Consider the following 24,610-nt stretch of genomic DNA (forward strand, 5'->3'; position numbering starts at 1 on the left):
GTTATTATACACTACAATGCTTTTTAAATACAAACATTGTTTCACCAGTCTTTTAAGGACTCCCGATGATAGATAAACAACCTTGGGTATTTATTGTTAAACATTCAAAAAACTGACTGCATCACTCTTAAATAGAGTCTGACACAGCCAGTTCGTCATATTATAATTAAAATAATATTTTTTTATCAACTAATTAGTAGTTATCCTCGCCCGTTAGGTCAGCTGGTTTTTGTGTCACAATGGCAATACCTTTAGAAGCGCCAATACGGGTAGCTCCAGCTTCAATCATCGCTATCGCTTCTGCATAGTTAGATACACCACCACTTGCTTTCACGCCTAAGTCTGCTCCTACAGCTTTACGCATTAACGCAACATCTTCAAGTGTCGCTCCACCCGTCGAAAAGCCTGTTGACGTTTTAACAAAGTCAGTACCAGCGCGTTGAGCAGCTTGTGATGCTAGTGTTTTCTCTTCATCATTTAGTAATGATGTTTCAATAATTACTTTAACGATCACATGGTCAGGCATTGCTTCAACAACCGCGCGAACATCACTCTCTACAGTCTTCCAGTCACCTGCTTTTGCAGCACCAATATTGATAACCATGTCAACTTCAGTCGCTCCAGCTTCTACTGCTTGTTTAGCTTCGAAAACTTTAACGGCCGTAGTATTCGCTCCTAGAGGAAAGCCAATTACCGTACAAATCTTCACATCACTGTTGCCTAAAGCCATTTTAGCCACTGGAATGTGAACTGGATTGATACAGACTGACATGAAGTTATAGTCAACTGCCTCTTGACATAATGTTTCAATTTGGGCAACCGTCGCATCTGCTTTTAACAATGTGTGGTCAATATATTTACTTAGTTCCATTTTAATACCTCTTCCATTTAATTAATCTATTTCTAGTATACTTTATCTAATTCAAGAGCAAAACTCAAGGCACTTAAAAAATAGATTGGCGCTGTTTCGGCTCGTAATATTCTTGGCCCTAAACTACACGCTATAAAACCTGCTGCTTCCAATCGTTCAACTTCTTGGGGCTCCAAACCGCCTTCAGACCCAAATACAATCAAGATATTCTGATTACTTTTGATGCTGTTGATTATCTGTACTAATTGCGAGTGTTGCCCTTCTTTTGCTGTTTCTTCATAAGCAATGAGCTTGATATCATAATCTGAACTCGCTTGAAGCAATTGTTCCATCGTGTGTAATGACGTAATTTTAGGAACCATTAATCGATGACTTTGCTCGGCAGCTCCTTTAGCAATTTTGGCTAAACGATCAATCTTAGCGTCGGCCTTTTTGCCGTTCCATTTTACAACATCCCTTTTCAAAGCCAGTGGCATAAACTCGCTCATACCACATTCTGTTGCCTTTTGAACAATCATTTCAATCTTATCATTTTTAGACAAACCACACGCAATCGTCACTTTCACTGGCAATTCAACTGAATTAAAAGTGTCTTTTTCGATTCTTATGATTGAAAGTGTGGCTTGTCCATCCATGTTATCAACCAATTCAGCCAGGTAACTTAAGCCATCTTCACTTACTACTGTTATTTTAGTGCCTAATTGAGCGCGCATGACATTCAGAAAATGATGACTATCCTCTTGACTTAAAGTGACCAGTTCACCAATGTCAACTTGTAACCTATTTAGAAAATAATGTTGCATCAAACTTCACGTTCCTTTTGAGTAACATAGCCTAACCAGCCTTTTAACCAAGTTTTCTGAATTATCATCCAACCTTTTTCTTTTAAAACCTTTTCTAATTTTTCGCCTTGTTCTTCAAGAATACCTCCTAAAATTAAGTAGCCCTCATCTGTCAATAATACTTTTGCATCGTCTAACATATTGACTAATATATGTGGCAGAATATTTGCAACAATGACATCCGCTTCATCTTTGACACCAACTAAAAGGTCATTCACACTAAAGCTTAATGGACTTAAGTCGGCTGTTTTTTGGTAGGCCATATTCTGTACGGCGCTTTCTATCGCTTGTGGATCTAAATCATAACCTTTAACCATTGAGGCACCGAACGCTAATGCCACAAATGCTAAGATACCAGAACCCGTTCCTACATCAAGCACACGGTCTCCACTACGCATAAACATCTCGAGGCCTTGAACACCTAATTGTGTCGTTGGGTGGTTGCCTGTTCCAAATGCTAAGCCTGGATCCAGTCGAATCACTCGCTCATCCGCTAGACCTTCATACTCTTGCCACATAGGCACTATTTTAACAAAACGACTGACATCTTGGACTTCATAATGTTGCATCCAATTTTGTTGCCAGTTTTCATTTTCAATTTCTGATAACTCAATACGATAAAGAACTGATTGAACAGCCTCTTTCACTGCCAGTTCGAATGCCTCTAAATCGATCATACGTTCTTGAGAAAAATATCCCACCACTTCAGTATCACGATTCAACAATTCCTCAGGAATCTCTTGAGGAATTTCACCAAATAAATCTGGATGATTTTCTAAATAGCCAAATGCATAATTAACCTCTGTACCTTCTGCTTCAATTTCTAATAATAAATAACTCAACCAATCAATCAGTTGGGTATCAAGTGAAGCAACTGTGACAGTTAGTTTCTGCCAACTCTTATTTGTCAATTAAAATTCTCCTTCTCTTAGTCAATAGGTTCAATTTGTTTTCGGAAAGAACACTTGACTTTCACTATAACGTGATGTGTTGATTAAACTTTCTCTTAATTTATTGAATTCATCTTCATTCCAAAAAACATTAAAGCGCGTTTCTTCTGTTTGTCTCATAAATTCACGCCATTTAAGTGGGACTTCAGCTGTTAAAATTTTCAAATACTTTATAATCGCAATTAATTCTCCATACATAATGCCTCTATCGGAATTAACTGGGACGGTTGTTATATAATGTTTCGCTTCAACTTTTACTAAATCTTCATCGTAGATAAGGACCCTCACTTCAAAAGGCACCTCATCATTTTTATAAACATTCTGGTAGACATCTTGTAAAACAAACTGATTAGAGTTATCTAATTGAAATTGGAAAATAATTTCTAGATAGTGGCGCTGTTCTTGCCATTCTATGCCCCATTCGCAATGAAAATAATTTTCTTGAATTAACTTATCGACGACCATTAAAATGTTGTTACGTTCCATTTTATTTCACCTACTTTGCATTAATATTATGAATGACTAAACCATAAAATTCAATCAGAAACTCCCATTTTCTTCTATACTTCACGACTTCTATTGATAATACGAGCTTTCACTTGCAAATAAGAACAGATATTCGCTTTTAAAATAATATTACGCATGTCATAATGAATAATACAGAGCTAAATCTTAAAAAGCTTTAAATACTTACATTTTCTTTTGATAATTGGGAAGAATAATAGTAAACTGTAATAGTTGCTAATTAGCATCCTTTACAGGAAGCTAAATTAGATTGAAATAGAGGTTTGATGTTTCATATAATTCATGACAAAAACTTACGAGGTGACTGAAATGGCTGAAAAAAACTTAACAGCAAAAGATATATTACAAAAAGAATTTACCAAAACCATGCGTGGTTATAATACTGCAGAAGTTGATGAGTATTTAGATAATATTATTCGCGACTACGATTCATACCAAAAAGATGTTGTTTACTTAAAAAATGAAAACGAACGTTTAATCAGTAAAGTGGATGAATTAACGAAACAATTAGCACTGGCTAAGAAAAATGTTCCAAATACACCTGGTAGTGGCGTGACTAACTTTGATATCTTAAAACGTTTATCTAATTTAGAAAAACATGTTTTTGGTTCAAAGATTAATAACACTGATAACACCATTGATTACTCAGAAGTAACAAAGTATTAAGCTAATAATTAAATAATTAGTGAGTTTCAGATAATCGCGGTTAAACTAGATTTAGCTGAGGAAAGTCCATGCTCGCACAAGCTGAGATGCTTGTAGTGTTCGTGCTCAGCGAAACAATAAGCTGAGGTAGTACAATTGTGCTAACGGCGAAGAAACCATCTAAGGCGAAAGCTATGATGCAGTACTTCCTAAGGTGCCACAGAGACGATACTTATTGGAAACAGTAAGTTTGGAACGGGTAAACCCCTCGAGCGAGCAACCCAAACATTTGGTAGGGGCACTTTTTCAACGGAATTAAACGGAGAAAGAGACAAGAAATTGTAGATAGATGATTATCCTTTTGTTACGACGCCTATTCGTAACAAATGACAAAACATGGCTTATCGAAACTCACTATTAGGCATTAAAAGACTCTGTTTCAGAGTCTTTTTTATTGGATTTTTCACAAGTTTTTAAGCATACTATTCCTAAAAATAACACATTATGAAAGGAGTCTTTTATGAAGACTTATTCGCTTATCGCAACAGTTGCTGCAGGTATTGAATCACTTGTTGCAAATGAATTAAAAGAACATGGCTACAAAACAGAAACTGAAAACGGACGCGTCCGTTTTGAAGGAAACGCTCGTGACATCGCATTCACTAACTTATGGTTAAGAACAGCAGACCGTATTAAAATTTCTTATGGAGAATTTACTGCCAAATCGTTCGAAACACTATTTGATCAAACGTACGCCCTACCTTGGGAAGATATTCTTCCACTGGATGCAGAATTTCCAGTTAGTGGTAAATCAGTTAAGTCGACACTTTTCAGTGTGCCAAACTGTCAACGTATCGTTAAAAAAGCAATCTCAAAACGTTTGATGGACTACTACCACCGTCGTCAACATTTACCTGAAACGGGTGCTCTATACCCGATCGAAGTATCGATTTTAAAAGATCATGTTATTTTAAGTTTAGATACTACTGGTTCAAGTTTATTTAAACGTGGTTACCGTATGGACAAAGGCGGCGCGCCACTAAAAGAAAATATGGCAGCCGCTTTAGTAAAATTAACTACATGGCGTCCGGATCGTCCTTTATATGACCCTACTTGTGGATCTGGAACCATCTTGATTGAGGCTGCATTAATCGGTCACAACATCGCTCCGGGTTTAAATCGCGAATTTTCTGCTGAACAATGGACAATGTTGAATCCAGACGTTTGGCCAATCGTCCGTGAAGAAGCGCGTGACGCGATTGATCATGAGATTGAACTTGACATTTATGGTACTGATATTGATCACCGAATGATTGAAATTGCCAAAGCTAATGCCAAAAAGGCTGGTGTTGGTGACAGTATCCACTTCAAACAAATGCAATTAAAAGACTTTACAACTGAAAAGGAATTTGGCATTTTAATTTCTAATCCACCTTACGGTGACCGACTACTCGATGAAGAAGAAGCTCACGAAATTTACCGACAAATGGGCGACATCTACCGCGCCATGCCGACATGGAGTAAATATATTTTAACAAGTGATGAGACCTTTGAACAACATTATGGTGCCCGCGCAACTAAGAAACGTAAATTATATAATGGTGCTTTAAAAGTTGATTATTACCAATATTGGGGAATTAGAAAGAAACGAAACGACTAATGCTAGCCCGCTTGACCAAATCTTATGTGTAACAGAAGTCAATTGAATAAACGCGATAAGTGAATTATCCTATTTTGCCCCTTTTCTTTGATTAGGGGTTTTTGTTTTACTTACGAATAGCGGACTTTTTTCCTGCCTCAGGCATTCCTCCCATAAGTAAAAGCCCAGTCCTTTTGAACTGAGCTTTCTCCTATTGATTAACTTATACTCGCATTCGTCGCTTCAAAACCACGAATAAATTGACGCGTCCGTTCATTTTGTGGATTCTCAAAAATCTGAGTTGGACTTCCTTCCTCCGCAATTCTTCCTTGATCTAAAAAGATAATATGGTCAGACACTTGTTTGGCAAAATTCATTTCGTGAGTGACAAGTAACATTGTCGTTTTCTCATGTGCGACTTGCATAATCAAATCTAAAATACCGCCCACTAACTCAGGATCCAAGGCTGACGTCGGCTCATCAAATAAAATCACTTCAGGTTCAATCGCTAAGGCTCTAGCAATCCCAACCCTCTGTTGTTGCCCTCCGGATAACTTATTCGGATAATAGTTCATGCGACTCTTCATCCCAACAATTTCTAAATAGTGTTCAGCAATCGGTTTGGCCTCGGCCAAGGTCATCTTTTTGACCATCAATAAGTTTTCCATCACGTTTTCTAAAGCGGTTTTCTTAGAAAATAACGCATAGTTTTGAAAGACCATCGCAGTTTGCCGTCTCAAAGCTAAAATCTCCTGTTGGCTAATTTGCTCGACCTGCTTAACGGTTTCACCAATTTGAATCAACCCTTTATCGGCTGGCTCAAGAAAGTTTACTGTTCGTAATAAAGTGGATTTACCAGACCCACTCGAGCCAATGATCGTTAAGACATCTCCCGTCGCAACTTCTAAATTGATATTTTTTAAGACTTCATTTTTATTAAATGATTTGGACCAATTCTCTAATTTTAACATGTTATTCTCCTTTGGCTCATTCTCTTAAGGACGTTCTGGCAATGAGTCGATCTCCAACTCATCTTCCTCATGTTCAACAGCGAGGTGCTGATCAACATTCAGTCGGCGCTCTAGACGACGAACTAACTGTTCAATCAGAATACAAATAATCCAGTAAATGATGGCGACAGCAATATAGGCCTCGAAAAAGCGTAAATTAGAACCAGCAATAATTCGAGCTTGTCCCATAATATCAATCACTGTTACTGTAAACGCAAGCGACGTTCCCTTCAATAAACTAATCAGACTATTCCCTAAGTTAGGAATCGCAACAATTAATGCAGACGGTAAAATGATGCGACGCATTGTCTGACCATTTGTTAAACCGATTGACTTAGCTGCTTCAATTTCAATCTTATTGACCGATAGAATAGCTGCACGGAAAGTTTCAGAGTTATAAGCGGCTTCGTTTAGACCAAGCGCCACAAACACATACAACAAGGCAGGAATACCATTGACATCAATGCCCCAGCCCATTTGAGCATTTAACCAACGGACGACTAGCGGGAAACCATAGAAAGCTAAGAATAATTGAACCAGTTGCGGCGTCCCTCTCATAAAGGACACAAAAACACTCAAGACTTGGGACAAAATAGGAACCTGTTTTATCTTGACTAAAGCAATCAAGAATCCTAGGGTCAAGCCGATGAAAGCTGACACCAGTGTCATCAATAAAGTGACCGGCAATTTTTCTAGAATTGATGGAATAATTTGAGGAATGACTTCAGGCGCAAAAATCTTCCCATCTGATGAACGATTAGTTGAAGCTGGCAAAGAGTCGTCCGCTGAACTTGGTAATTCTTTCAATCTGTCAGCTTCAATCGCATCATTTTTGGCAATGATCTCATCCGATAACTGTGTATCATCTTGGCCAAAATATTTAGTACTGATAGCTGCTAAAAAGCCATCCTCTCGCATCTCAGCTAGCACCCCATCAATCGCTTGACGCAATTCAAGACTGTCAGCATCTTCTCGATATAAAACATAGGCGCCTGGTGGTTGAATCGCATCTTCATTTTCGATGGGATGACCTAGCAAATCAATACCAAACGTATTTTCAACATCAGTTAAATACGTTGTCGAATAAATCGTCGCATCATAACGACCCGAGGCCACCTCTCGAATAATCATTGACGCATCCGCATCAATGTACTCTAAATTAACTTGGGCATCTGGAGTATCCTGATTATATTGTTCCATAAAAATTGCTTGCGCGGAACCGGCTACCAAGCCCATCTTCTTACCGGCTAAATCAGCCAAGGTGATTGCCTCCCCCTCATCCGGTCGAGTAATCAACACATTATGAGTCATCACGTAAGGGTATAATGAGAACACATACTTCTCACGGCGATCAGGTTTCTCACCAATATTATTCGTAATTAGGTCAAAAGTCCCCGCATCCAAGCCGGCGAATAAAGAAGCAAATTCAGTCGTACTATAGTCAAATGTATAGTGCTCAAGCCGCTGATCTAACTCTTCAAGTAATTCAATTTCAAAACCTGTTAATTGATTATCTTCATCAAAATAATTGTAGGGCTTTGATTGAGCGGAAATGCCCACTGAAACAGTTTCAAGGCTAGCCTCATCAGCCGTCTCCGTTCTGTCTGCTTCAATCGCATCGTTTTTAGCAACGATTGCCTCTGTTAATTGCGTATCATCTTGGCCCAAATACTTCATGCTAATCTCCGCTAGACTGCCATCTTCTCTCATCTGAGCGATGACCTCGTCCATTCTATCGCGTAATTTTGCATCATCATTCCGATAGATAAAATAAGAACCTGGAGGTCTAATCACATCTTCATTATCAATCGGATGAGCTTTTAAGGAAATGCCAAACGTTTCTTCAACATCGTACAGATAAGTCGTGGCATAAATGGTTGCATCAAAGCGCCCATTATGAACATCTCTGATGATGGTTGACGGATCAGAGTCAACATATTCAATTTTAACAGCTGAGTCTGGATTTTCTTCATTCCAAGCTTCTAAGAATAGCGATTGCGGGGAAGCAGGCACCACACCAAAGCTTTGTCCTGCAAAATCTTCAATGCCTAAATCATCGGTCACATCTTCTGACGTAATGATAACATTATGAGTCACGACGTATGGATATAATGAGAAAAGAAACCGATTACGACGATCGCCACTTTCTCCTAAATTGTTGGCGATTAAATCAAAATTTCCTGAATCCAAGCCAGCAAATAGAGAAGCAAATTCGGTCAGTTCAAAACTAAAGGAGACATCATCTAAACGTCGATCAATCTCTTGAATAATTTCGACTTCCAAGCCGACTAATTCATTCTTATCATCGAAATAGTTTAAAGGTTTCGTTTGACCCGACGTTCCAACTATCACTACTGAATCATTTGTGTCGCTCGGCTCCAAACTCGCTTCGCCAGTCCGCATGCTTTCAATTTCGTCATTTTTCGTCATTAAAGCTTGGTTTAACTGAGTATCATCTTGCCCAAAATATTTCAGACTTAACTCTGCTAGAAAACCATCTTGTCGCATTTGGGAGAATACCTGATCAATCGCGAGTCTTAACTCTTGGCCTTTTGTATCATTGCGATATAAAGCGTAAGCTCCAGGTGGTTGAATGGCATCCTCGTTCTCAATCACATGCCCCACTAATTCAATACCAAACGTATCTTGAACATCTTTTAAATAGGTCGTGGAATAAATGGTCGCATCATAACGACCTGACGCTACTTCTCTAATTATTGTGGAAGCATCCGCGTCAATATACTCTAAATTTACTGTTGCATCAGGGTGGTCAACATTGTATTGTTCCATAAAGATTGCTTGAGATGAGCCTGCCACAATCCCCATGGTCTTGCCCGCTAAATCGGTCAGCGTCACTTGCTCACCTTCATCTGGACGTGTGATCAACACATTATGAGTAACGACATAAGGATACAATGAAAACAAATACTTTTCTCTTCGATCTGAATTTTCACCAATATTATTTGTAATCACATCAAAGGTTCCTGCGTCTAAACCAGCAAAAAGTGACGCAAATTCCGTTGTGCGGTAAGTGAATTCATAAGCTTCTAAGCGTTGGTCCACTTCCTCCAATAATTCAATTTCAAAGCCAGTTAATTCGTTAGCTTCGTCGTAGTAATTATATGGTTTTGATTGTGCTGATATTCCGACGGTCACTGTTTCTTGTGCATGAACCTCTATTGGCTGTTTTTTTATACCAAGTAAGGTCATTAACGCTACAACCAGTGCCAATAAATATTTTTTCCTTTGTCTACTGTGTCTCATTGTCATCCTTCTTTCCTGTTATATTAACGTGATAGCTTGTCGATTTATCCAAACAAAAAGAGCCGATTAGCAATTAAACTAATCGACTCTAACTTAAATGTCAGTCAAGCCGCTTAGATTGCTAAAACTAATCTATGCGGCGAACACAAATTACTGCCCCCATAGATACAAACCAGTGTTTGTATCTAGAGTGATACAAACATTATCTATAAAAGCTGTAAAAATATATCATTGTTTGTAGCTTTTGTGTTCTCATACACTGCCACTCCTTTTTGTTTAACCAAATTTTAATAGTTACTTCCGGGAATGTCAAGGATTTCTCACCGTCTTATCATTTTCCTCGTTCATTTGCGTGACTGTGAGCTAAATCTGTTGTTTCTAACTCTAATCTTCGCTTCGTTGATTCTACAAACTCTCTTTCCAAAGCTTTCTGATTCTGAGCCAAGATAGCTTCCTTAATCGTAGACAATTTGTCTTCAAACGCATCGAAAACCTGTAAGAGTGCTTCTCGATTATTCAGCATCAATTCAGACCACAATGACTCATTCATTTTCGCAATGCGCGTCAGTTCACGGAAACTGTCTCCAATAAAATCGACGGTTGCATGCTCAGATTGATCACTATTAATTAATGCTGCTGCAATGATATGCGTTAACTGACTAGTATAGGCAATCATTTCGTCGTGTAATTGAGGAGTAGCCACAGTTAAGCGTCCAAAGCCAAGTCCCTTAATAAACTCAGAAAATTTATCCAATGCCTCTGTCGTATTATCTTTATGAGGCGTCAGAATATAATTTGCGTGTAGAAAAACCCGTTCATCAGAGAAGGCAAAGCCTTGGCTTTCTCGACCCGCCATCGGATGACCAAAAATAAATTCAACTTGCTTAGGCACGACTGGCAAAATTTCAGCCATAATTGCTTGCTTAATTCCGGAAGCTTCTGTGATTATCGCGCCATCCTTGAAGTCTGCATGATGATCTTGAATAAACTGTTTCACTAAATTAGGATAAAGCGCAATAATGACTAAATCAGCTTGTTGCAGAATTGTGTGGTTTTGAATCTCTCCTCTTTGTATCACACCTAATGAGAGGGCCTCATCAATTGCCTTTTGATCAATATCAATGGCCGATACATGATACTGTTTAGGAAATCTATGGTGAATCGCTTTTGCAAAAGACCCTCCAATGATGCCCAATCCAACTATTGCTATATGTTCCATACGTCTCCCCTTACTATCTTACTCATTCCTATTTATTAGATGGTCGCTGGACGGCTTTAAATTGTCCGATCAGTTGAACATACTCCGCGACATGTTCTAAGGTTTTTATTAAAATATCATTCGAGACCGTCATCTTATCAGCCAAGAGTTCTAAAAAGAAACCATAAGTAAAGGCTTGATTTTTTATCGGTCGAGCCGTTAAACTTAACAAGTTTCCATTGTAGATATCAAAGACTTGTAGCACTTTTAATAAGGCGCCTGCCTCGTGTCTCGTCTCAATATAAAACGAAAGTACCTCGCCTGAATAGTCTTTGTTAGTATGCTTCTTTTCGACGACATAAAATCGTGTCATATTATTCGATTCATCCTGAACATCTTCTAGTAAAGGGATTAAATCGTATAATTCACCTGCACGCCCGCTAGAAATAGCTGCCACATCTGGTCGATTGAGTTCTTTTACGTACAAGCTCGCTTTAGCTGTATCATCGTGAGCTTTTGCTTCAATGTGTGGGTAACGAGCAAAAAAATTCGAGCATTGTGACAAAGCCTCTGGATGAGAGTAGACTGTCTTAATCTGCATTAAATCACTACCCTTTGCTGCCCATAAATTGTGGCTGACCGGCTGATAAGCCTCAGCAATACTTATGACTGGTTTATATCGAAGTTGATCAAGTAATTTAGTGATTGCTCCAGTTGTTGAGTTTTCCACGGGCACAACGATTAAATCGACTAATTCATTAAGCAAGGCATCCGTCGTTTCTTGAAAACTAGAATATTCAACCACTTCATAGCTTCTATTTGCTTGAGTATTCGGTGTGCGCCCAATGTTTTCGTTTTCTAGGCGGTTAATATAATCGCGCGCAGTCATCTCACTATATGAACCTGCAATTCCTTGAATCCCAATTTTCATTACAACACTCCATTTCCATTAGAATCTTCAATCTATTATGAGAATTTAATTAACTCCAATACTGTATCATGCTTTCAATGAGATTCCTAGCCTGAAACAGCCAACAAAATCAGAAGATGATTGACCTTTTCCTACTGAAAAAGCTAGTTCAATAAAATATTTCTATTCGTCTATAAAAGTGAACAACTTTCCTTGTTGATGCAAAGCCTGTTTGGCTAACACATCCGCCCCTTTATTCTCTTTTTCTGGCAGCCATTGAATAAATGCTAAGGGTGATAATCGAAACCGACAAAGTATACTTTCTAAAAGAACCCGATATTGAGTCTCTTTAACGTATTCTTTTTCTACCGATTGCACAACAATTTTGCTGTCCGAATAGAAGAATAAACTTTCACCCAGTAAATTTTCAGTTTCAAGTATTCTTAAGGCTTGATCTAATGCCATAAACTCCGCTTGATGATTATCAAATACTTTAGCTATATGAATTTTATACTGTTTCTGTTGTCCATGTCTTTGGATGATAATCGCTAAGCCAGCTGCTTGAGTTTTCATTTGATACGCGCCGTCTGTATAAATTTTTATCAATCTTCTCTCCTCCTAAGGCTAGTAAATATGTTAAGATAAGGCGTAACGCAGTTTAAAATTTTATCCAAGAGGAGGCCTCTCGATGACCGATGTGTTTGAAATGCCTAACAATGCGGAAAACTATTATCGAAAAGCACTGAACCTAATTGAAGCGAAGCGCTACATAGAAGCTGCAGAATTGTTGAAAAAAAGTTTTCTAATCGAACCAAATTTCCATGTCTTTGAAGAATTAGTCCAAATTTACCTATCTTTCGCTTTAAACGAAGAATTAAAAGACATTTGGGAAATACTTGATTTAGATACTGACCAGATCCTAGAAGATAGTGCCTTGACTCAACTATATGGTCTCTGCGTTCCGATACTTTTTGATCAGCAATTAGCTATAATTGAATTATATCGTATTAAAGAAGTATCACATAGCCGACAATGGCCCACTGAACATCTTAGTCGCTCCATTGCAGAATTAAATGATCAACATCTTTTTGAAAAAACTCTGTCAAAAGCGAGCACACCCGAAGCAATCCAGCAACTGATAGACCAACTTGTCAAGAAAGGCAGTCATGAACTTTCCTTACGGATTAAACAACTCATTCAAATGCCTTTAGAAGTCACTGACACTTTGCTGAGAGCATTACTGGTTCATCCTGAAATTTTTCAATACCTAAAATCCAATATTCTACATAATTTAATTAAACAAGAGGTTACGGGCACTTATCTGCTATCTTGGTTCGGTGAAACAAGCTCTGTTACAATTGTAGAATTAAAACAGTTTGACCAATATCCAATTTATGATCAGACAATAAGCTGTATCCAAGAATATTGTGACAGTCATAATCCACACCTTTTCGAGCAGATTTGCCAGCAATTTGTCATGCACTCCATGATCTACTTTCCTTATTTGGAAAATGTTATCACCAGTGGACAAGCATGGCTAGATATTTTCTTAGTCCAAAATGGTCTTGAAGATGAACGTAACGCGTCGAGCCTGAATCAAGAATTACTTACTTACTACAGTGTCGCCAACGACGAATTGTTGAAACTCTATTCTGGTCGACAAAATTAGCACAGTTGCTCAGTCCACACTATGTGGCCATAGAAATAAAGATTAAGAGCTAAGCAACCCTCAACCATTTATTCAATGAGTGAGGGTTGCTTAGCTCTTTTAACTATCATAAACCTTATTATTTAGATTCTTTGGTATCTTCTTTGTCTGCTGCTTCATCCTCTTCTTCGAAATCACTCACTGTTGGTTGTGAATCTAAGATAAGTCCTTCGTCTTCATCTTGAGGAGGTAAAGTGACAAAATCAATAATATCTTTAAAATTGACGATCGTTCTTTCTTCGATAATATCGTGTAAAGTTTTATCAGACTTATCCCAATAAATCTCAACTACGGCACTGTTCATCAACAACTTTACAATAATACCAGTCATATCCATTCCGCGGAAAGTAAAAGTAATTTTATCGCCAATGTCTGGTCGAATTGAGGCTTTAACTTTCTCAATCATTTCCAAGCCTTCGTCATATTCAACGTTCAATAAGGTTGCAATTCTTGATTTACTCGTTCCACGTCTTAATTCTTTCTCGATTAAGGCACGCTCATCTTTAGACAGCTTTGTTGCCATCGCTACCCCTCTTTTCTGTTGGCTAATATGCTACATACAATATTATACCATACTTCCAAGATTTGAGTTAAGAAAACACTTTATTCAGGCTAAGCCGGTACGATTGCCTGCAAACGATGTTTTAAAACTTTAATATTTAATGGCAGGTTAGGACCTTGGTCGCCATCCACATTACTTTCAACCCTGTCGTGTGATGGACACGTAATCGTAATTTCTGAGTCAGATAAAACAAACATACTATCCGTTTCTTCTGGATGAATGCCGCCTTCAAATAGAGTTTGTATCGTTGACTTAGCAATCGCTCCTTTAGGTGCTATCAAGTGAGCAAGTCCGTCATCATAAGAAGCATGCGGAATCATCACTTCAATACCGGCGACACTATTTGTCAGAGCTACAATTGCTAAATTTGTTTCAATCTCTCTGATTTCACCATTGGCATTCTTTATTTCAAGAAGGTATTTATCTTGATTAAAGTAGGCTTTCACACCATCTCTTAAATAAGCCAATACGCCTAATTTGTTTTTGTCATCGGAATCTGTATGCATTACTGATTCTGGTACGGCACCAATTGCGATTACATTAATAAAGTGGCTTTCACCATTAATTTGACCAATGTCTAAAGGAACAGTTTTTATGTCTCGATATTGTTCAATGGCCTTATCGGGATTCATATCGTATCCAAGGACACGTGCTAAGTCATTGACCGTACCTAAAGGCACAAAGCCAAAATAGGGAACTTCATCATTTTGTAATAAACCGTCCACTGTTTCATTGACAGTCCCGTCTCCTCCTAAACAAATGACCGTATCAAAGCCATCTTCTAAAGCGGTTGAACTCCATTGTTTTGCATCGCCAACATCAGTAGTTGGACGAACCTCAACTGTCGCTTGATAAGTTTCCTCTAAAACTTGACCTAATTTATTGCCATAGCCGACTGCTTTACCTTTTCCAGATCCTGGGTTAGGTATAATTAATACATTCTTCAGCAATATGACACCTCCTAATCATCTTATTTGCTTACATATTAGCATATTTTTAATTCGAAAGGGAGATTTTGATTTTTATATTAGAAAAGGCTATGATGGACGTACCATTTAATAAGAGGAGGTTTGATTATTGAATAAAAAGACCTTGCGCCAAAGTATTTTTGAAAAAAGACAGCAGCTTTCACCTGATTATTATCTGAAGGCGAACGCTGCCATCGTAGATAAGGTGTTGTCTACAGAGGTCTTTCAAAAAGCAGCAAATATTTTTATATACCATGGAGTCGGAAAAGAATTAGACACGAGTAAAATTATTTCCGAAGCGTTTAAGCAAGGTAAACTAGTTGCTCTGCCTCGCGTCCACGGCAAGGGAGATATGCGTGCCCATTACTTTCAACACGGTGATCAATTGGCCGTCAGTTCGTTTGGTATACCTGAACCTTTAGCCAATAGTCCTGAGATGATGCCTAAAGACATTGACTTAATCATTATGCCGTGTGTCACATGTAATACGAGGGGGCATCGCTTAGGGTATGGTGGAGGTTTCTATGACCGTTTCTTAACTAAGACTGATGCCTTTACCTTACTGCCATATTTTGACGAACTTCTAGTTGAAGAGATTCCGATTCAGGAACATGATCAAGTGATGGATTGTGTGTTAACCGAAACGAGTGACTATCCCATCCAAATTGACTAGTTTCTATCGGAGATAAAGGTTATAATTATAAAAATAATAATTGACAGAGTAAATAATCTGCGTCAAGTGTTGCTAGATGGAATGTTGCTAGCAAACGAAAAGCCCATTCATTGGAGACTTGCGATAGATTATTGCATTCGCTGCATATTAATGTAGCTCTCATGTCTTAAGGAGAGTATAAAAATGAATAAAAAACACAGTCAACAACCGATTAGATACACCAAGGCTGGCAAGTTACAAACACAACAAATCACCCTCTTAGCTATCGTTTTAGCTGGTAGAATTGTTTTAAGTTATGTTCCTTCGCTGAGTTTTGGTACCTATGCTGAAATTGGGTTTGGCTTTATTGGGACTGCCTTCAGCGGCATTCTCTTCGGTCCTTGGTATGCTTTAATTGTTTCCGTCGCAAACGATTTGATTACTTCTTTGTTGCATGGTAAAAATTTCTTCTTGGGCTTCGTTATAAGTGCTGCTCTCGGAGGGTTTATTTACGGGAAATTACTTTGGCGCCAACCATTTTCTTGGTTAAGAGCCTTTCTAACTGTGTTACTCGTGACTGTCGTTATCAACCTAGGTCTTAATTCTCTTTGGATAAAAATGATGTTCGACGAGGCATGGGTAGCTTTCATGCCACTTAGAATTGGCAAAAACTTGGTATCTTTACCACTGAATACTTTAATGTTAGGACTCGTCTTCAAAAATCCTACCATTCAGCGATTAATCAAACAATATGAATTCTAAGCCATTTCCGCCGCCAATAGTTATTGGCGGTTTTTTCACGGTTCAGTGATTGTTCCTATTTTGGCCTTCAAAAAAAGCCTAAACTCTTTACGAGTCTAGACTTACTGTTTGAGCTTGTTGTTGCACATCTAATTTATTTTTCCGTTTGTGGTAAGCATAACCTAATGGGACAACCGCTCCGATCCATGCCAAAGGGCTAGCTAATACAATGCCAATGAAACCTAGATATTCACTCAGTACAAAGGCAGCAATGACGCGCATAATTAATTCCATGATGCCCGCAATCGTTGGTATCAAACTGTCTCCTAGACCTTGCAAAGTATAGCGGTAGATAAATAATAAACTTAATATCCAATAAAAAGGCGCCATATAAGCAAAATACATCCTACCATAGGTAAAGATATCGGCTTGTGAGCTACTGTCTGCGAAGATTGTCACAACATGTCCGCCGAAGAAAGCTAAAATAACCCCTGCAATAATAGCGACACCCAAGGTTAAAAAGGTTACTGAACGAACACCTTGTTTAATTCGTTCAAATTTTCTAGCTCCGTAGTTTTGGCCAACATATGTTGCCATCGCGACACCGAATGACATTAAAATTAGATTCACTACTTGATCAATTTTCTGTGAAGCTGTAAAACCCGCTACCGCTAAGGGACCAAGTTTATTTAACGCGAAAGTGACTGATAATGAGCCAATAGCGATTATTGATGATTGAAATGCCATAGGTAAAGCGATTTTCCAGTGTTGGAAAAGCTCGTCTTTTTTGGCTTTCAAATATTTAAAATCAAATTGCAATAACGGCCATCTTTTCTGAATCGTCCATAATAACAGTATAACTGCTACTGTTTGAGAGATGATTGTCGCAAAACCTGCGCCAAATGTTCCCATATGTAAATGAACAATGAAGACATAGTCTAAAATAATATTGGTGACCATCGCAATGACCAAGAAATATAAGGGTGTTCGGCTATCACCTAAGGCACGCATAAGATTACTCAGCATGTTATAAAGTATGGTCATCATCATCCCACCAAAGATGATTTTCAAATAATCATAGGTATAATCAATAATTTCTGTTGGTGTATTCATCAATATGAGTATATCTCTTAAGTAATAGACACTGAGCAGCGTTAAAATTAAACCAACAACTAATGAAGACAGCCAGTTGATCACCACGCTACGCTTCAAGCGCGTGTAATCTTCTGCGCCAAAGGCCTGAGCAGTTGGTATGGCGAGTCCAGACGTAAAACCTGTTGAAAAACCAATAATAAAAAACATTAAACTGCCTGATGCACCTAGACCAGCTAGCGCATGAACCCCTAACGTTCTTCCTACTATGAAAGAATCGACCATATTATATAAGAGCTGAAAAAAATTCCCAATAATTAAAGGCACTGAGAACAAAACAATATTTTTTAATGGTGATCCGCTAGTCATCCCTTTCAATTTTAGCACCTCTTCCTTTTGTTAACACTGAATAGTATAGTCCAATAAGTCTCTAATATCAATCTTGTGGGGCTGCTTATTCACTTAATTTTGGTTATAAGATTATTATATTAACGGAAGATGTAGCGATGTTTAAATTTTAATGAAAAAAGGCCAACTATTGTGACTTTTACGCTTTTTAAGTATAATATTAGAGTTAGATTTTATATTAATTTGTAGCATGCAACTACAAGGAGGAATTATTATTATGTCAAAACCATTTAGAGTATTATTGTATTACAAATACACACCCATCGCAGATCCAGAAGCTTTCTCGAAAGAGCATTTAGCTAATTGTAAACGAATCGGAGTTAAAGGTCGTATTTTAGTTGGTGAAGAAGGTTTTAACGGGACTGTTTCAGGTACGGTTGAACAAACAGAAGCTTATAAAGCTTATGTTCATTCATTACCAGGCTTTGAAGATGTTTGGTTTAAAGAAGATGAAGAAGACGTGATGGCATTTAGAAAAATATTCGTTCGTCCTCGTGAAGAAATAGTCAGCTTAGAGCTTGAAGAAGACATCAACCCATTAGAATTAACTGGTGAATACTTAGATCCCAAATCATTTAAAGATGCTTTACTTGATGAGGATACTATTGTATTGGATACACGTAATGACTATGAATATGACTTAGGTCATTTCCGTGGTGCCGTTCGTCCTGACATTCGTAACTTCCGTGAGTTACCACAATGGGTTATTGATAACAAAGAGAAATTCATGGAGAAACGTGTTGTTGTTTACTGTACTGGGGGCATTCGCTGTGAAAAATTCTCTGGTTGGTTAGTGCGTGAAGGTTTCAAAGATGTTGGTCAATTACATGGTGGTATCGCTTCTTATGGTAAAGATCCAGAAGTTCAAGGCGAACTATGGGATGGAAAAATGTATGTGTTTGATGATCGTATCGCAGTGGACATTAACCAGGTTAACCCTACAATCGTTGGTAAAGATTGGTTTGATGGTTCAGCTTGCGAACGTTACGTAAACTGTGGTAACCCAGAATGTAACGCTCAAATCCTAACTTCACAAGAAAACGAAGCTAAATATGTGAGAGGTTGTTCACCACAATGTCGTCGTCACCCAAGAAATAGATATATCTCAGAAAATAAATTGACGACTGAAGAATGGGAAACACGTTTAAGAAACATTGGTGAATCATTAACAGATGTTGAAACTGCATAATTATAACTTACGCGACTAAGGAGGTGAATGAATGACTAAGAAATATACTTCAAAAGATTTTAATAAACAAGATGAATTTCATGATGATCAAGACGATTCTTTTTACGACGTTTCCTTTGATCTGCCCATCGATGAAGACACTGATCGTCATTCATCGCCCAAAAATGAGTCAGCTTTAGAGGACTCAACCAATAAAGATAGCCCATCAAAATGGGATGGGTTTTACGATGATTTTAAGGAAAAACAAGAAGCGAGCTTCGAACAAGCTAAACAGGAGCAAGTCGAAATCGATGAAAAACTTCGCCTAACACCAGAAAGTGATCAGTCTCCAAGGGAGTCTCTCCTTCCTGTGGATGATAATCGTGAAAGCGACGATTTTATTCAACAAGATGCGGCAAAATCTTCAGTTATGCTTGATCGCTCGATTCGCAAGGTCAGATCTTTATTTGCTGATTTTGACAACTACGAGCCGCCTGTTGCTAATCCCTATAAATCTGAAGTCAATGAAATATTGAAGCAACGTGGTGCTACTTTTAAGAAAGAAGACACGACTCATGCACAAGCAACTGTCCCTTCACTTGATGAGGGCGTAGCGTCTGATTCACAAGAGACGACTCCCAAATGGTTTAAACGTTTCCGTCAAAGTACAACTGACCATGGTGAAACGTTTGATGGAATCAAGAGTCAGCATGATATCGAAGAAGGTCGTCCGGCTGATGAACCACAAGCAACTGACTCCTTGATAAGTCAAGCGGATTCAGATAACTCACGCAGTGTCACAGGTGTCAGCTTGTTTAAGAAACTATTCAAAGCAAATACAGGAGAAGACTCACCTTTCGAAAAAGACACTACTACCACTGCTGATGGATTAGACCGTTTCAATACTGACCCAGACTTTGAAACGATTCAACATGAGCCTAACGAAAAGGAATCTTCATTATTTAATCCAACTGTGAATGAGACAGCCGAAATAGATGAGCCTGTGGATGTTCCACTGTCTCCTACTGCTTCAGCTTCAGATGAAACAGATCAACCAACTAGTTGGTATCAACGCTTCAGTCCTTTCAAAAAGACTTCTAGCGAAAATGATCTAACTGATCAATCCTTGTTAGATTCACATGGGCTTTCCTTAGAATCACCTTCTTCGAAGCTAGAAAATTATACGACTGAAGGTATACGAGATTTTTCAAAAGAAGACGCTACAAGCAATAAAGAGTCTTTCATTAAGAAACGAGTTGAGAACGAACTTACTTTAGATAAAGATTATTTTGATTCTCAAAAGCCAGTTATTGAAAAAGATCAAGAGTCTTACTCTCCTTTAAGTCACTCTGAGAAGGCACCTATACAAGAATATGTTTCTAACACAATTTCGTCTGATTCTCCTGCTCATCAGTTTAAAGAAGCACAAACACGTCGACGTTTATCAAGTGACCTCCCATCTCCAGAAGAGATAAGAAAAGAACGCGAAAGACGCCGTCGTTTAAGAGTTCAAGAATTAGAACAAATGACTAGCTCTGAGGAAGTTGAAAAAACGTATAAGCAAAGCTACACTGAGTGGCTAAAGGACTACAATAAAAAAACTATTGAAAAAGACACATCAACACCCGGTAAAGATAAATCCGTGGATTCATCTTCCACGCTTGTAGCCTCTAATTTAGGCAGAGAAGATACTGTTCAAGCTGCTGATGCAGTTCTTGATGAAGCAAGTCAACACCCTGATGCTTTTAATGCTGACAATTCTATCAAGTCATTGGAAAGCACTTCTTCTGAATCCGAAGAAACTATTAATTTAGATAAAAACTTTAATCATTTTGAATCATCTGATGAAATCGTTCAGGAGATTTCAGAACATGAGTTTGAAGAGGCTCTGCTTGAAACGCCTGTTGAATCAGAAAGTTTTTATGAAGTCGAAGACATAACAGATAATCAGATGTTGGATGAGTTTGAGTTGGAAGTCGATTCAAATACAAGTTTAGAAAAGCAATCCACTCCAAACACACCATCCATTAAAACTAAAGATTTAGAAACCGAAGAAGCTACTGTGATTCCAAAAGTCTATCTTGAGGACGAGGTAATTGACGTCACTCTTACTGAACAGTCATTGACTGAAGACGAGTGGTCTAACACAATCCTTGCACCAATAGCTGCAGAAGTTGATGATAATATTGAAGTAAATTCGTTTATTGATGATGACGCATTAGTCTTTAACGAAGAGCATCAGAATTTCACCAACGAAACCGTTGGCTCTGTTGATGAATTAGCAGAAGGACTTGAAACTGATGATCACAACAAGCAAAGCAAGCTAGTGACCGGATCTTTGCTTGTATCAGATAAGATAGCTAACAGCTCTAAAGGTTCAACACTTGATTTAACTGAAGTGAGCGTTGAAGCTGCTGAATCAGAGGATACACATTTTACAGTTATCCATGAACCTGTCAATTCAACGAAAATTGACAAAGAATTAGCTGCTGAAGTTGAAGCAAATTTATTGTCTGAATCAATCCCTATTTATAAACGAAAAGATAAAAAAATAAAAAAAGAAATTTATTCACTTGCTAGTTTATCTACTAAAGAAAGAATTTTCTTTGGTATTAATATTGCCTTTAACGTTATTAAACGAATCGGTTTATATATTATTCTAATCGGTATTTTAGGTGGTGCCATGGCAGGTGGAGTAGGTTTTGGTTATTTTGCTAATCTCGTTTCTAAAACGCCCCCTCCTTCTTCTGAAGAGATGGCGACAGCAATCAATCGTCTCGAACAACAAAGTACCTTATATTATGCGAATGGTGAACCTATCGCAAATATCCGTGCAGATGTTGTTAGAACGATTACGAATATCGATGAGATTTCACCTTATATCATAGACGGTTTGATTGCGACTGAGGATGAAGATTTTTATAATCACCCTGGCGTTATGCCTAAAGCAATTTTTCGAGCGGTCATTGAATCCATTTTGACCGATGATGGTTCCGGTGGTTCTACTCTTACCCAACAATTGGTTAAACAGCAACTCTTAAGCCCGGATGTAACCTTCTTCCGTAAAGCTAACGAAATATTATTAGCCCTACGATTAGAGAATTACTTTACTAAGGATCAAATTTTGATGGCTTACCTTAACGTTTCACCATTTGGACGCAATAATAATGGAGACAACGTGGCTGGTATTATGAAAGCTGCTGAGGGTATATTTGGAGTGAAACCAACTGATGTCACGTTAAATCAGGCGGCATTTTTAGTTGGCTTACCTCAAGACCCCTATAATTACACACCTTACGATCAATTAGGCGCTCTAGTTGATGATTTCGAATCCGGTATCAATCGAATGCAAGAAGTGCTCTACCGCATGTATCGTGAGGAAAAGATCAGCAAAGAAGAATATGACAGTGCAATTGCGTATGACATTACTCAAGACTTCTTGCCGCAAGAAACACGCGATGAGCAAAGACAATCTTACTTATACCAAGCAATGATGAATGGTGCGATTGAACAGTTAATGTTACTTAACATTAGAGAAGATGGTTACGATTGGAAAACTATTTATGAAGACGTTGACTGGTATAACGAATATTATTTTGCTGCAGAGGAACAATTGAGAACTGGTGGTTATAAAGTGTATACAACCATCGACAAAGAAATCTACGATCATTTACAAGTATCCGCTGCAGCCTATGATGACCAATTAGGAGCAACCTATGATGGTATCTTCATAGATCCCGAAACAGGAGCGGAAACATACTATATCGAAAGTGTTCAAACAGGAATTGTTGTCATCGATAATAAGACTGGTAAGGTACTTGGTTTTGTTTCTGGTACAGACTTTGAGAATAATCAAATTGATCATGCATTCAATATGCGACGTTCTCCTGGCTCAACAATCAAACCACTTGCTGTTTATGGACCAGCGATTGAAGAAAATTTAATTAACCCTTCAACGATTATCCCTGATACAGAGTTTGTTCAGACACTAAGCGATGGGAGTGAATACCGTCCTACCAACTATGGCGAAGTGATTAGTGGAACTTATTATTCTGCTCGAACTGCCTTAATGAAATCGGACAACATTCCTACCATTCGAATTTATGATCAATTAATCAACCGTAAAGTGCCGATTATTAATTATTTAGAAAAAATGGGCTTCAATACCGTTGATTCTTATACTGAAACAGAAACTCAATACCTATCGTTCGCCTTAGGTGGAGTGGGTACTGGACCGACTGTTTTTGAACAAACACGTGCATTTTCAACTTTCGCTAATAACGGTCAATATGTCGATGGTTACTTCATCGAACGTATTGAAGATACTTTTGGAAATGTTGTCTTCCAACAAAATGAACAATCTGTTCAAGTGTTTTCTGAAGATTCGAACTACTTAATGGTCGATATGTTAAGAGATACAATGGATGGTGGTTCTGGGCAAACAGCTGGTGGTGTTAAAAACTTTGGTGGGGATTGGATTTCTAAATCCGGTATCAGTGAAAACTCCAAAGATATTTGGTTTATTGGATCAACACCGGCGATTACAATTGGTTCATGGATTGGTTACGATAATCAATATGCAGAGTATGTCTTTGATTTAAATGACGGTTTTGACCGTGAAGCTGTTCGTAGCCAAACTTATTGGGGCAATGTCGTTAATGAACTTTATGCCTTGCGTCCTGATATATTCGGCATTGAGCAAAGCTTTACACAGCCTGATTCGGTACAAAGTCAAGCAGTCTTAGAGACTACTGGAACTCTATCAGGCAGTGTTCAGATAAATAACCGAACTTATCAAGTGACTTCACCAACCTATGAAGATTTATTTAAAAAATCGAATCCGGCTCCAACTCTAAGCTTTAACTTTATGTTTAATGCGGCAGATACGGATCATCAAACATTCTGGGCACAATACGCTCAAGTGGCTGATCAACAAAGACAACAACAGCAACAACAAAGCTCATCTAGTTCAAGCTCTAGTGAAGCCGAAGAGAATTCTGGTGATGAAACAAGTGAAACGCCACCTGAAGAATCATCCCCTGAGGAAACGCCTCCTGCTGAATAACTGTTTTCTTGCGAGTAATGTAAAGAGTTAACAAATTTTATAGTTAAACGAGCGTCACTGTCAAAACTAAAGTTTTGACAGTGACGCTCGTTTTTATACTCTCTAGTTCTTTAAATTACCCAATAATATTCTCCTACTCTATTTAATCTGAGCAGCTTTATTCGGATGTGCCTTAATGCTCCTAAAACACTAGAATGCTCGCCAATTGTATTGACTCTTCTGCCTATTCTATTTCACAGTATATGCTCCTATGGTTTCATTCTTTTGGATTAAATGAATGAACCTACGGCTTCTTTAGCTATTGCAACCACTATGTCGTATTGAAGCACCTCAAATTCACTATAAATAGTGCCTAAGCTCTTCAGTAAAACAAAACACCCTACAGCTCCATT

19 protein-coding genes, 1 other RNA gene and 1 riboswitch are annotated in these 24,610 nt (G+C 38.1%); of the genes, 8 read left to right on the forward strand and 12 right to left on the reverse strand.

The features are described from left to right. Positions 1 to 193: 193 nt before the first annotated feature. The 4 genes from deoC to ACTQ45_RS03965 are packed head-to-tail and all read right to left on the reverse strand — an operon-like array spanning position 194 to position 3,149. Complete coding sequence (gene deoC, locus ACTQ45_RS03950; RefSeq protein ID WP_441762977.1) at positions 194 to 871, reverse strand: deoxyribose-phosphate aldolase; 678 nt, start codon at positions 869 to 871, stop codon at positions 194 to 196. 32 nt (positions 872 to 903) lie between these two features. Beyond that, positions 904 to 1,674: a 16S rRNA (uracil(1498)-N(3))-methyltransferase gene (locus ACTQ45_RS03955; protein WP_441750663.1), complete on the reverse strand. Its 771-nt coding sequence runs from the start codon at positions 1,672 to 1,674 to the stop codon at positions 904 to 906. Next, positions 1,674 to 2,624, reverse strand: coding sequence for a 50S ribosomal protein L11 methyltransferase (prmA, locus tag ACTQ45_RS03960; protein WP_441762978.1), 951 nt, complete (start codon positions 2,622 to 2,624; stop codon positions 1,674 to 1,676). Before prmA ends, ACTQ45_RS03955 begins: the two co-directional genes overlap by 1 nt. Positions 2,625 to 2,654: 30 nt before the next feature. Next, on the reverse strand, positions 2,655 to 3,149 hold the full coding sequence (locus tag ACTQ45_RS03965; RefSeq protein WP_441750665.1) for a DUF3013 family protein: 495 nt from the start codon (positions 3,147 to 3,149) through the stop codon (positions 2,655 to 2,657). A 348-nt stretch (positions 3,150 to 3,497) separates the two neighbouring features. Here ACTQ45_RS03965 and gpsB point away from each other — a divergent pair, with 348 nt between their 5' ends. The 3 genes from gpsB to ACTQ45_RS03980 all read left to right on the forward strand — a co-directional run bounded on the left by gpsB (position 3,498) and on the right by ACTQ45_RS03980 (position 5,493). Continuing rightward, a complete protein-coding gene (gene gpsB, locus ACTQ45_RS03970) occupies positions 3,498 to 3,854 on the forward strand; it encodes a cell division regulator GpsB (RefSeq protein ID WP_441750666.1) in 357 nt (118 codons plus the stop codon). A gap of 22 nt (positions 3,855 to 3,876) precedes the next feature. Continuing rightward, positions 3,877 to 4,242: RNase P RNA component class B (gene rnpB, locus ACTQ45_RS03975), an RNA gene on the forward strand. A gap of 111 nt (positions 4,243 to 4,353) precedes the next feature. Then, positions 4,354 to 5,493, forward strand: a complete 1,140-nt coding sequence (locus ACTQ45_RS03980) for a THUMP domain-containing class I SAM-dependent RNA methyltransferase (protein ID WP_441762979.1) — start codon at positions 4,354 to 4,356, stop codon at positions 5,491 to 5,493. 197 nt (positions 5,494 to 5,690) lie between these two features. Here the strand turns inward: ACTQ45_RS03980 and ACTQ45_RS03985 are convergent, their stop codons facing one another. From ACTQ45_RS03985 to ACTQ45_RS04005, 5 genes are all read right to left on the reverse strand, one after another. Next, positions 5,691 to 6,443: an amino acid ABC transporter ATP-binding protein gene (locus tag ACTQ45_RS03985; RefSeq protein WP_441750668.1), complete on the reverse strand. Its 753-nt coding sequence runs from the start codon at positions 6,441 to 6,443 to the stop codon at positions 5,691 to 5,693. A 24-nt stretch (positions 6,444 to 6,467) separates the two neighbouring features. After that, positions 6,468 to 9,746 carry an ABC transporter substrate-binding protein/permease gene (locus tag ACTQ45_RS03990; RefSeq protein WP_441762980.1) on the reverse strand — a complete coding sequence of 1,093 codons (3,279 nt, stop codon included), beginning with the start codon at positions 9,744 to 9,746 and terminating at the stop codon, positions 6,468 to 6,470. A 331-nt stretch (positions 9,747 to 10,077) separates the two neighbouring features. Beyond that, entirely contained in the window at positions 10,078 to 10,965 is an 888-nt protein-coding gene (locus ACTQ45_RS03995; RefSeq protein WP_441750670.1) for a prephenate dehydrogenase, read from the reverse strand. A 28-nt stretch (positions 10,966 to 10,993) separates the two neighbouring features. Next, complete coding sequence (locus tag ACTQ45_RS04000; protein ID WP_441762981.1) at positions 10,994 to 11,875, reverse strand: prephenate dehydratase; 882 nt, start codon at positions 11,873 to 11,875, stop codon at positions 10,994 to 10,996. 162 nt (positions 11,876 to 12,037) lie between these two features. Then, the gene (locus ACTQ45_RS04005) at positions 12,038 to 12,460 is read right to left on the reverse strand and encodes a ribonuclease HI family protein (protein ID WP_441750672.1); all 423 of its coding nucleotides are present in this window, start codon (positions 12,458 to 12,460) and stop codon (positions 12,038 to 12,040) included. Between the two features lie 82 nt (positions 12,461 to 12,542). Here ACTQ45_RS04005 and ACTQ45_RS04010 point away from each other — a divergent pair, with 82 nt between their 5' ends. Next, complete coding sequence (locus ACTQ45_RS04010; RefSeq protein ID WP_441762982.1) at positions 12,543 to 13,523, forward strand: hypothetical protein; 981 nt, start codon at positions 12,543 to 12,545, stop codon at positions 13,521 to 13,523. Positions 13,524 to 13,641: 118 nt separating this feature from the next. Here the strand turns inward: ACTQ45_RS04010 and ACTQ45_RS04015 are convergent, their stop codons facing one another. After that, positions 13,642 to 14,085, reverse strand: a complete 444-nt coding sequence (locus ACTQ45_RS04015; protein ID WP_441750674.1) for a DUF2187 domain-containing protein — start codon at positions 14,083 to 14,085, stop codon at positions 13,642 to 13,644. An 89-nt stretch (positions 14,086 to 14,174) separates the two neighbouring features. After that, positions 14,175 to 15,074: a diacylglycerol/lipid kinase family protein gene (locus ACTQ45_RS04020; protein ID WP_441762983.1), complete on the reverse strand. Its 900-nt coding sequence runs from the start codon at positions 15,072 to 15,074 to the stop codon at positions 14,175 to 14,177. A 127-nt stretch (positions 15,075 to 15,201) separates the two neighbouring features. On the opposite strand from ACTQ45_RS04020, the gene ACTQ45_RS04025 reads away from it, so the two are divergent. Both ACTQ45_RS04025 and ACTQ45_RS04030 read left to right on the forward strand, forming a co-directional pair. Further along, a complete protein-coding gene (locus ACTQ45_RS04025; protein ID WP_441750676.1) occupies positions 15,202 to 15,765 on the forward strand; it encodes a 5-formyltetrahydrofolate cyclo-ligase in 564 nt (187 codons plus the stop codon). A gap of 42 nt (positions 15,766 to 15,807) precedes the next feature. Continuing rightward, a riboswitch (THF riboswitch) is annotated at positions 15,808 to 15,910 on the forward strand. A 38-nt stretch (positions 15,911 to 15,948) separates the two neighbouring features. Then, positions 15,949 to 16,506, forward strand: coding sequence for a folate family ECF transporter S component (locus ACTQ45_RS04030; protein WP_441750677.1), 558 nt, complete (start codon positions 15,949 to 15,951; stop codon positions 16,504 to 16,506). A gap of 87 nt (positions 16,507 to 16,593) precedes the next feature. Here the strand turns inward: ACTQ45_RS04030 and ACTQ45_RS04035 are convergent, their stop codons facing one another. Next, positions 16,594 to 17,946, reverse strand: coding sequence for an MATE family efflux transporter (locus ACTQ45_RS04035; protein WP_441762984.1), 1,353 nt, complete (start codon positions 17,944 to 17,946; stop codon positions 16,594 to 16,596). A 256-nt stretch (positions 17,947 to 18,202) separates the two neighbouring features. Here ACTQ45_RS04035 and trhO point away from each other — a divergent pair, with 256 nt between their 5' ends. Then, positions 18,203 to 19,174 (forward strand): oxygen-dependent tRNA uridine(34) hydroxylase TrhO, encoded by a 972-nt coding sequence (trhO, locus tag ACTQ45_RS04040; protein WP_441750679.1) that lies wholly within the window; start codon positions 18,203 to 18,205, stop codon positions 19,172 to 19,174. Positions 19,175 to 19,205: 31 nt separating this feature from the next. Continuing rightward, on the forward strand, positions 19,206 to 24,218 hold the full coding sequence (locus ACTQ45_RS04045; protein ID WP_441762985.1) for a transglycosylase domain-containing protein: 5,013 nt from the start codon (positions 19,206 to 19,208) through the stop codon (positions 24,216 to 24,218). The last annotated feature ends 392 nt before the right edge of the window (positions 24,219 to 24,610 follow it).

The sequence above is a fragment of the Fundicoccus sp. Sow4_D5 genome (assembly GCF_052116365.1).
GTDB lineage: Bacteria > Bacillota > Bacilli > Lactobacillales > Aerococcaceae > Fundicoccus.

Excerpts from the sequence above, each read along its gene's own strand:
- ACTQ45_RS04000 (WP_441762981.1), bottom strand. The coding sequence starts at position 11,875 with ATGAAAATTGGGATTCAAGGAATTGCAGGTTCATATAGTGAGATGACT.
- ACTQ45_RS04015 (WP_441750674.1), bottom strand. The coding sequence starts at position 14,085 with ATGGCAACAAAGCTGTCTAAAGATGAGCGTGCCTTAATCGAGAAAGAA.
- trhO (WP_441750679.1), top strand. The coding sequence starts at position 18,203 with ATGTCAAAACCATTTAGAGTATTATTGTATTACAAATACACACCCATC.
- ACTQ45_RS03965 (WP_441750665.1), bottom strand. The coding sequence starts at position 3,149 with ATGGAACGTAACAACATTTTAATGGTCGTCGATAAGTTAATTCAAGAA.
- ACTQ45_RS04045 (WP_441762985.1), top strand. The coding sequence starts at position 19,206 with ATGACTAAGAAATATACTTCAAAAGATTTTAATAAACAAGATGAATTT.
- ACTQ45_RS03985 (WP_441750668.1), bottom strand. The coding sequence starts at position 6,443 with ATGTTAAAATTAGAGAATTGGTCCAAATCATTTAATAAAAATGAAGTC.
- ACTQ45_RS04030 (WP_441750677.1), top strand. The coding sequence starts at position 15,949 with ATGAATAAAAAACACAGTCAACAACCGATTAGATACACCAAGGCTGGC.
- ACTQ45_RS03995 (WP_441750670.1), bottom strand. The coding sequence starts at position 10,965 with ATGGAACATATAGCAATAGTTGGATTGGGCATCATTGGAGGGTCTTTT.
- ACTQ45_RS03990 (WP_441762980.1), bottom strand. The coding sequence starts at position 9,746 with ATGAGACACAGTAGACAAAGGAAAAAATATTTATTGGCACTGGTTGTA.
- deoC (WP_441762977.1), bottom strand. The coding sequence starts at position 871 with ATGGAACTAAGTAAATATATTGACCACACATTGTTAAAAGCAGATGCG.
- gpsB (WP_441750666.1), top strand. The coding sequence starts at position 3,498 with ATGGCTGAAAAAAACTTAACAGCAAAAGATATATTACAAAAAGAATTT.
- ACTQ45_RS04035 (WP_441762984.1), bottom strand. The coding sequence starts at position 17,946 with ATGACTAGCGGATCACCATTAAAAAATATTGTTTTGTTCTCAGTGCCT.
- ACTQ45_RS03955 (WP_441750663.1), bottom strand. The coding sequence starts at position 1,674 with ATGCAACATTATTTTCTAAATAGGTTACAAGTTGACATTGGTGAACTG.
- ACTQ45_RS03980 (WP_441762979.1), top strand. The coding sequence starts at position 4,354 with ATGAAGACTTATTCGCTTATCGCAACAGTTGCTGCAGGTATTGAATCA.
- ACTQ45_RS04010 (WP_441762982.1), top strand. The coding sequence starts at position 12,543 with ATGACCGATGTGTTTGAAATGCCTAACAATGCGGAAAACTATTATCGA.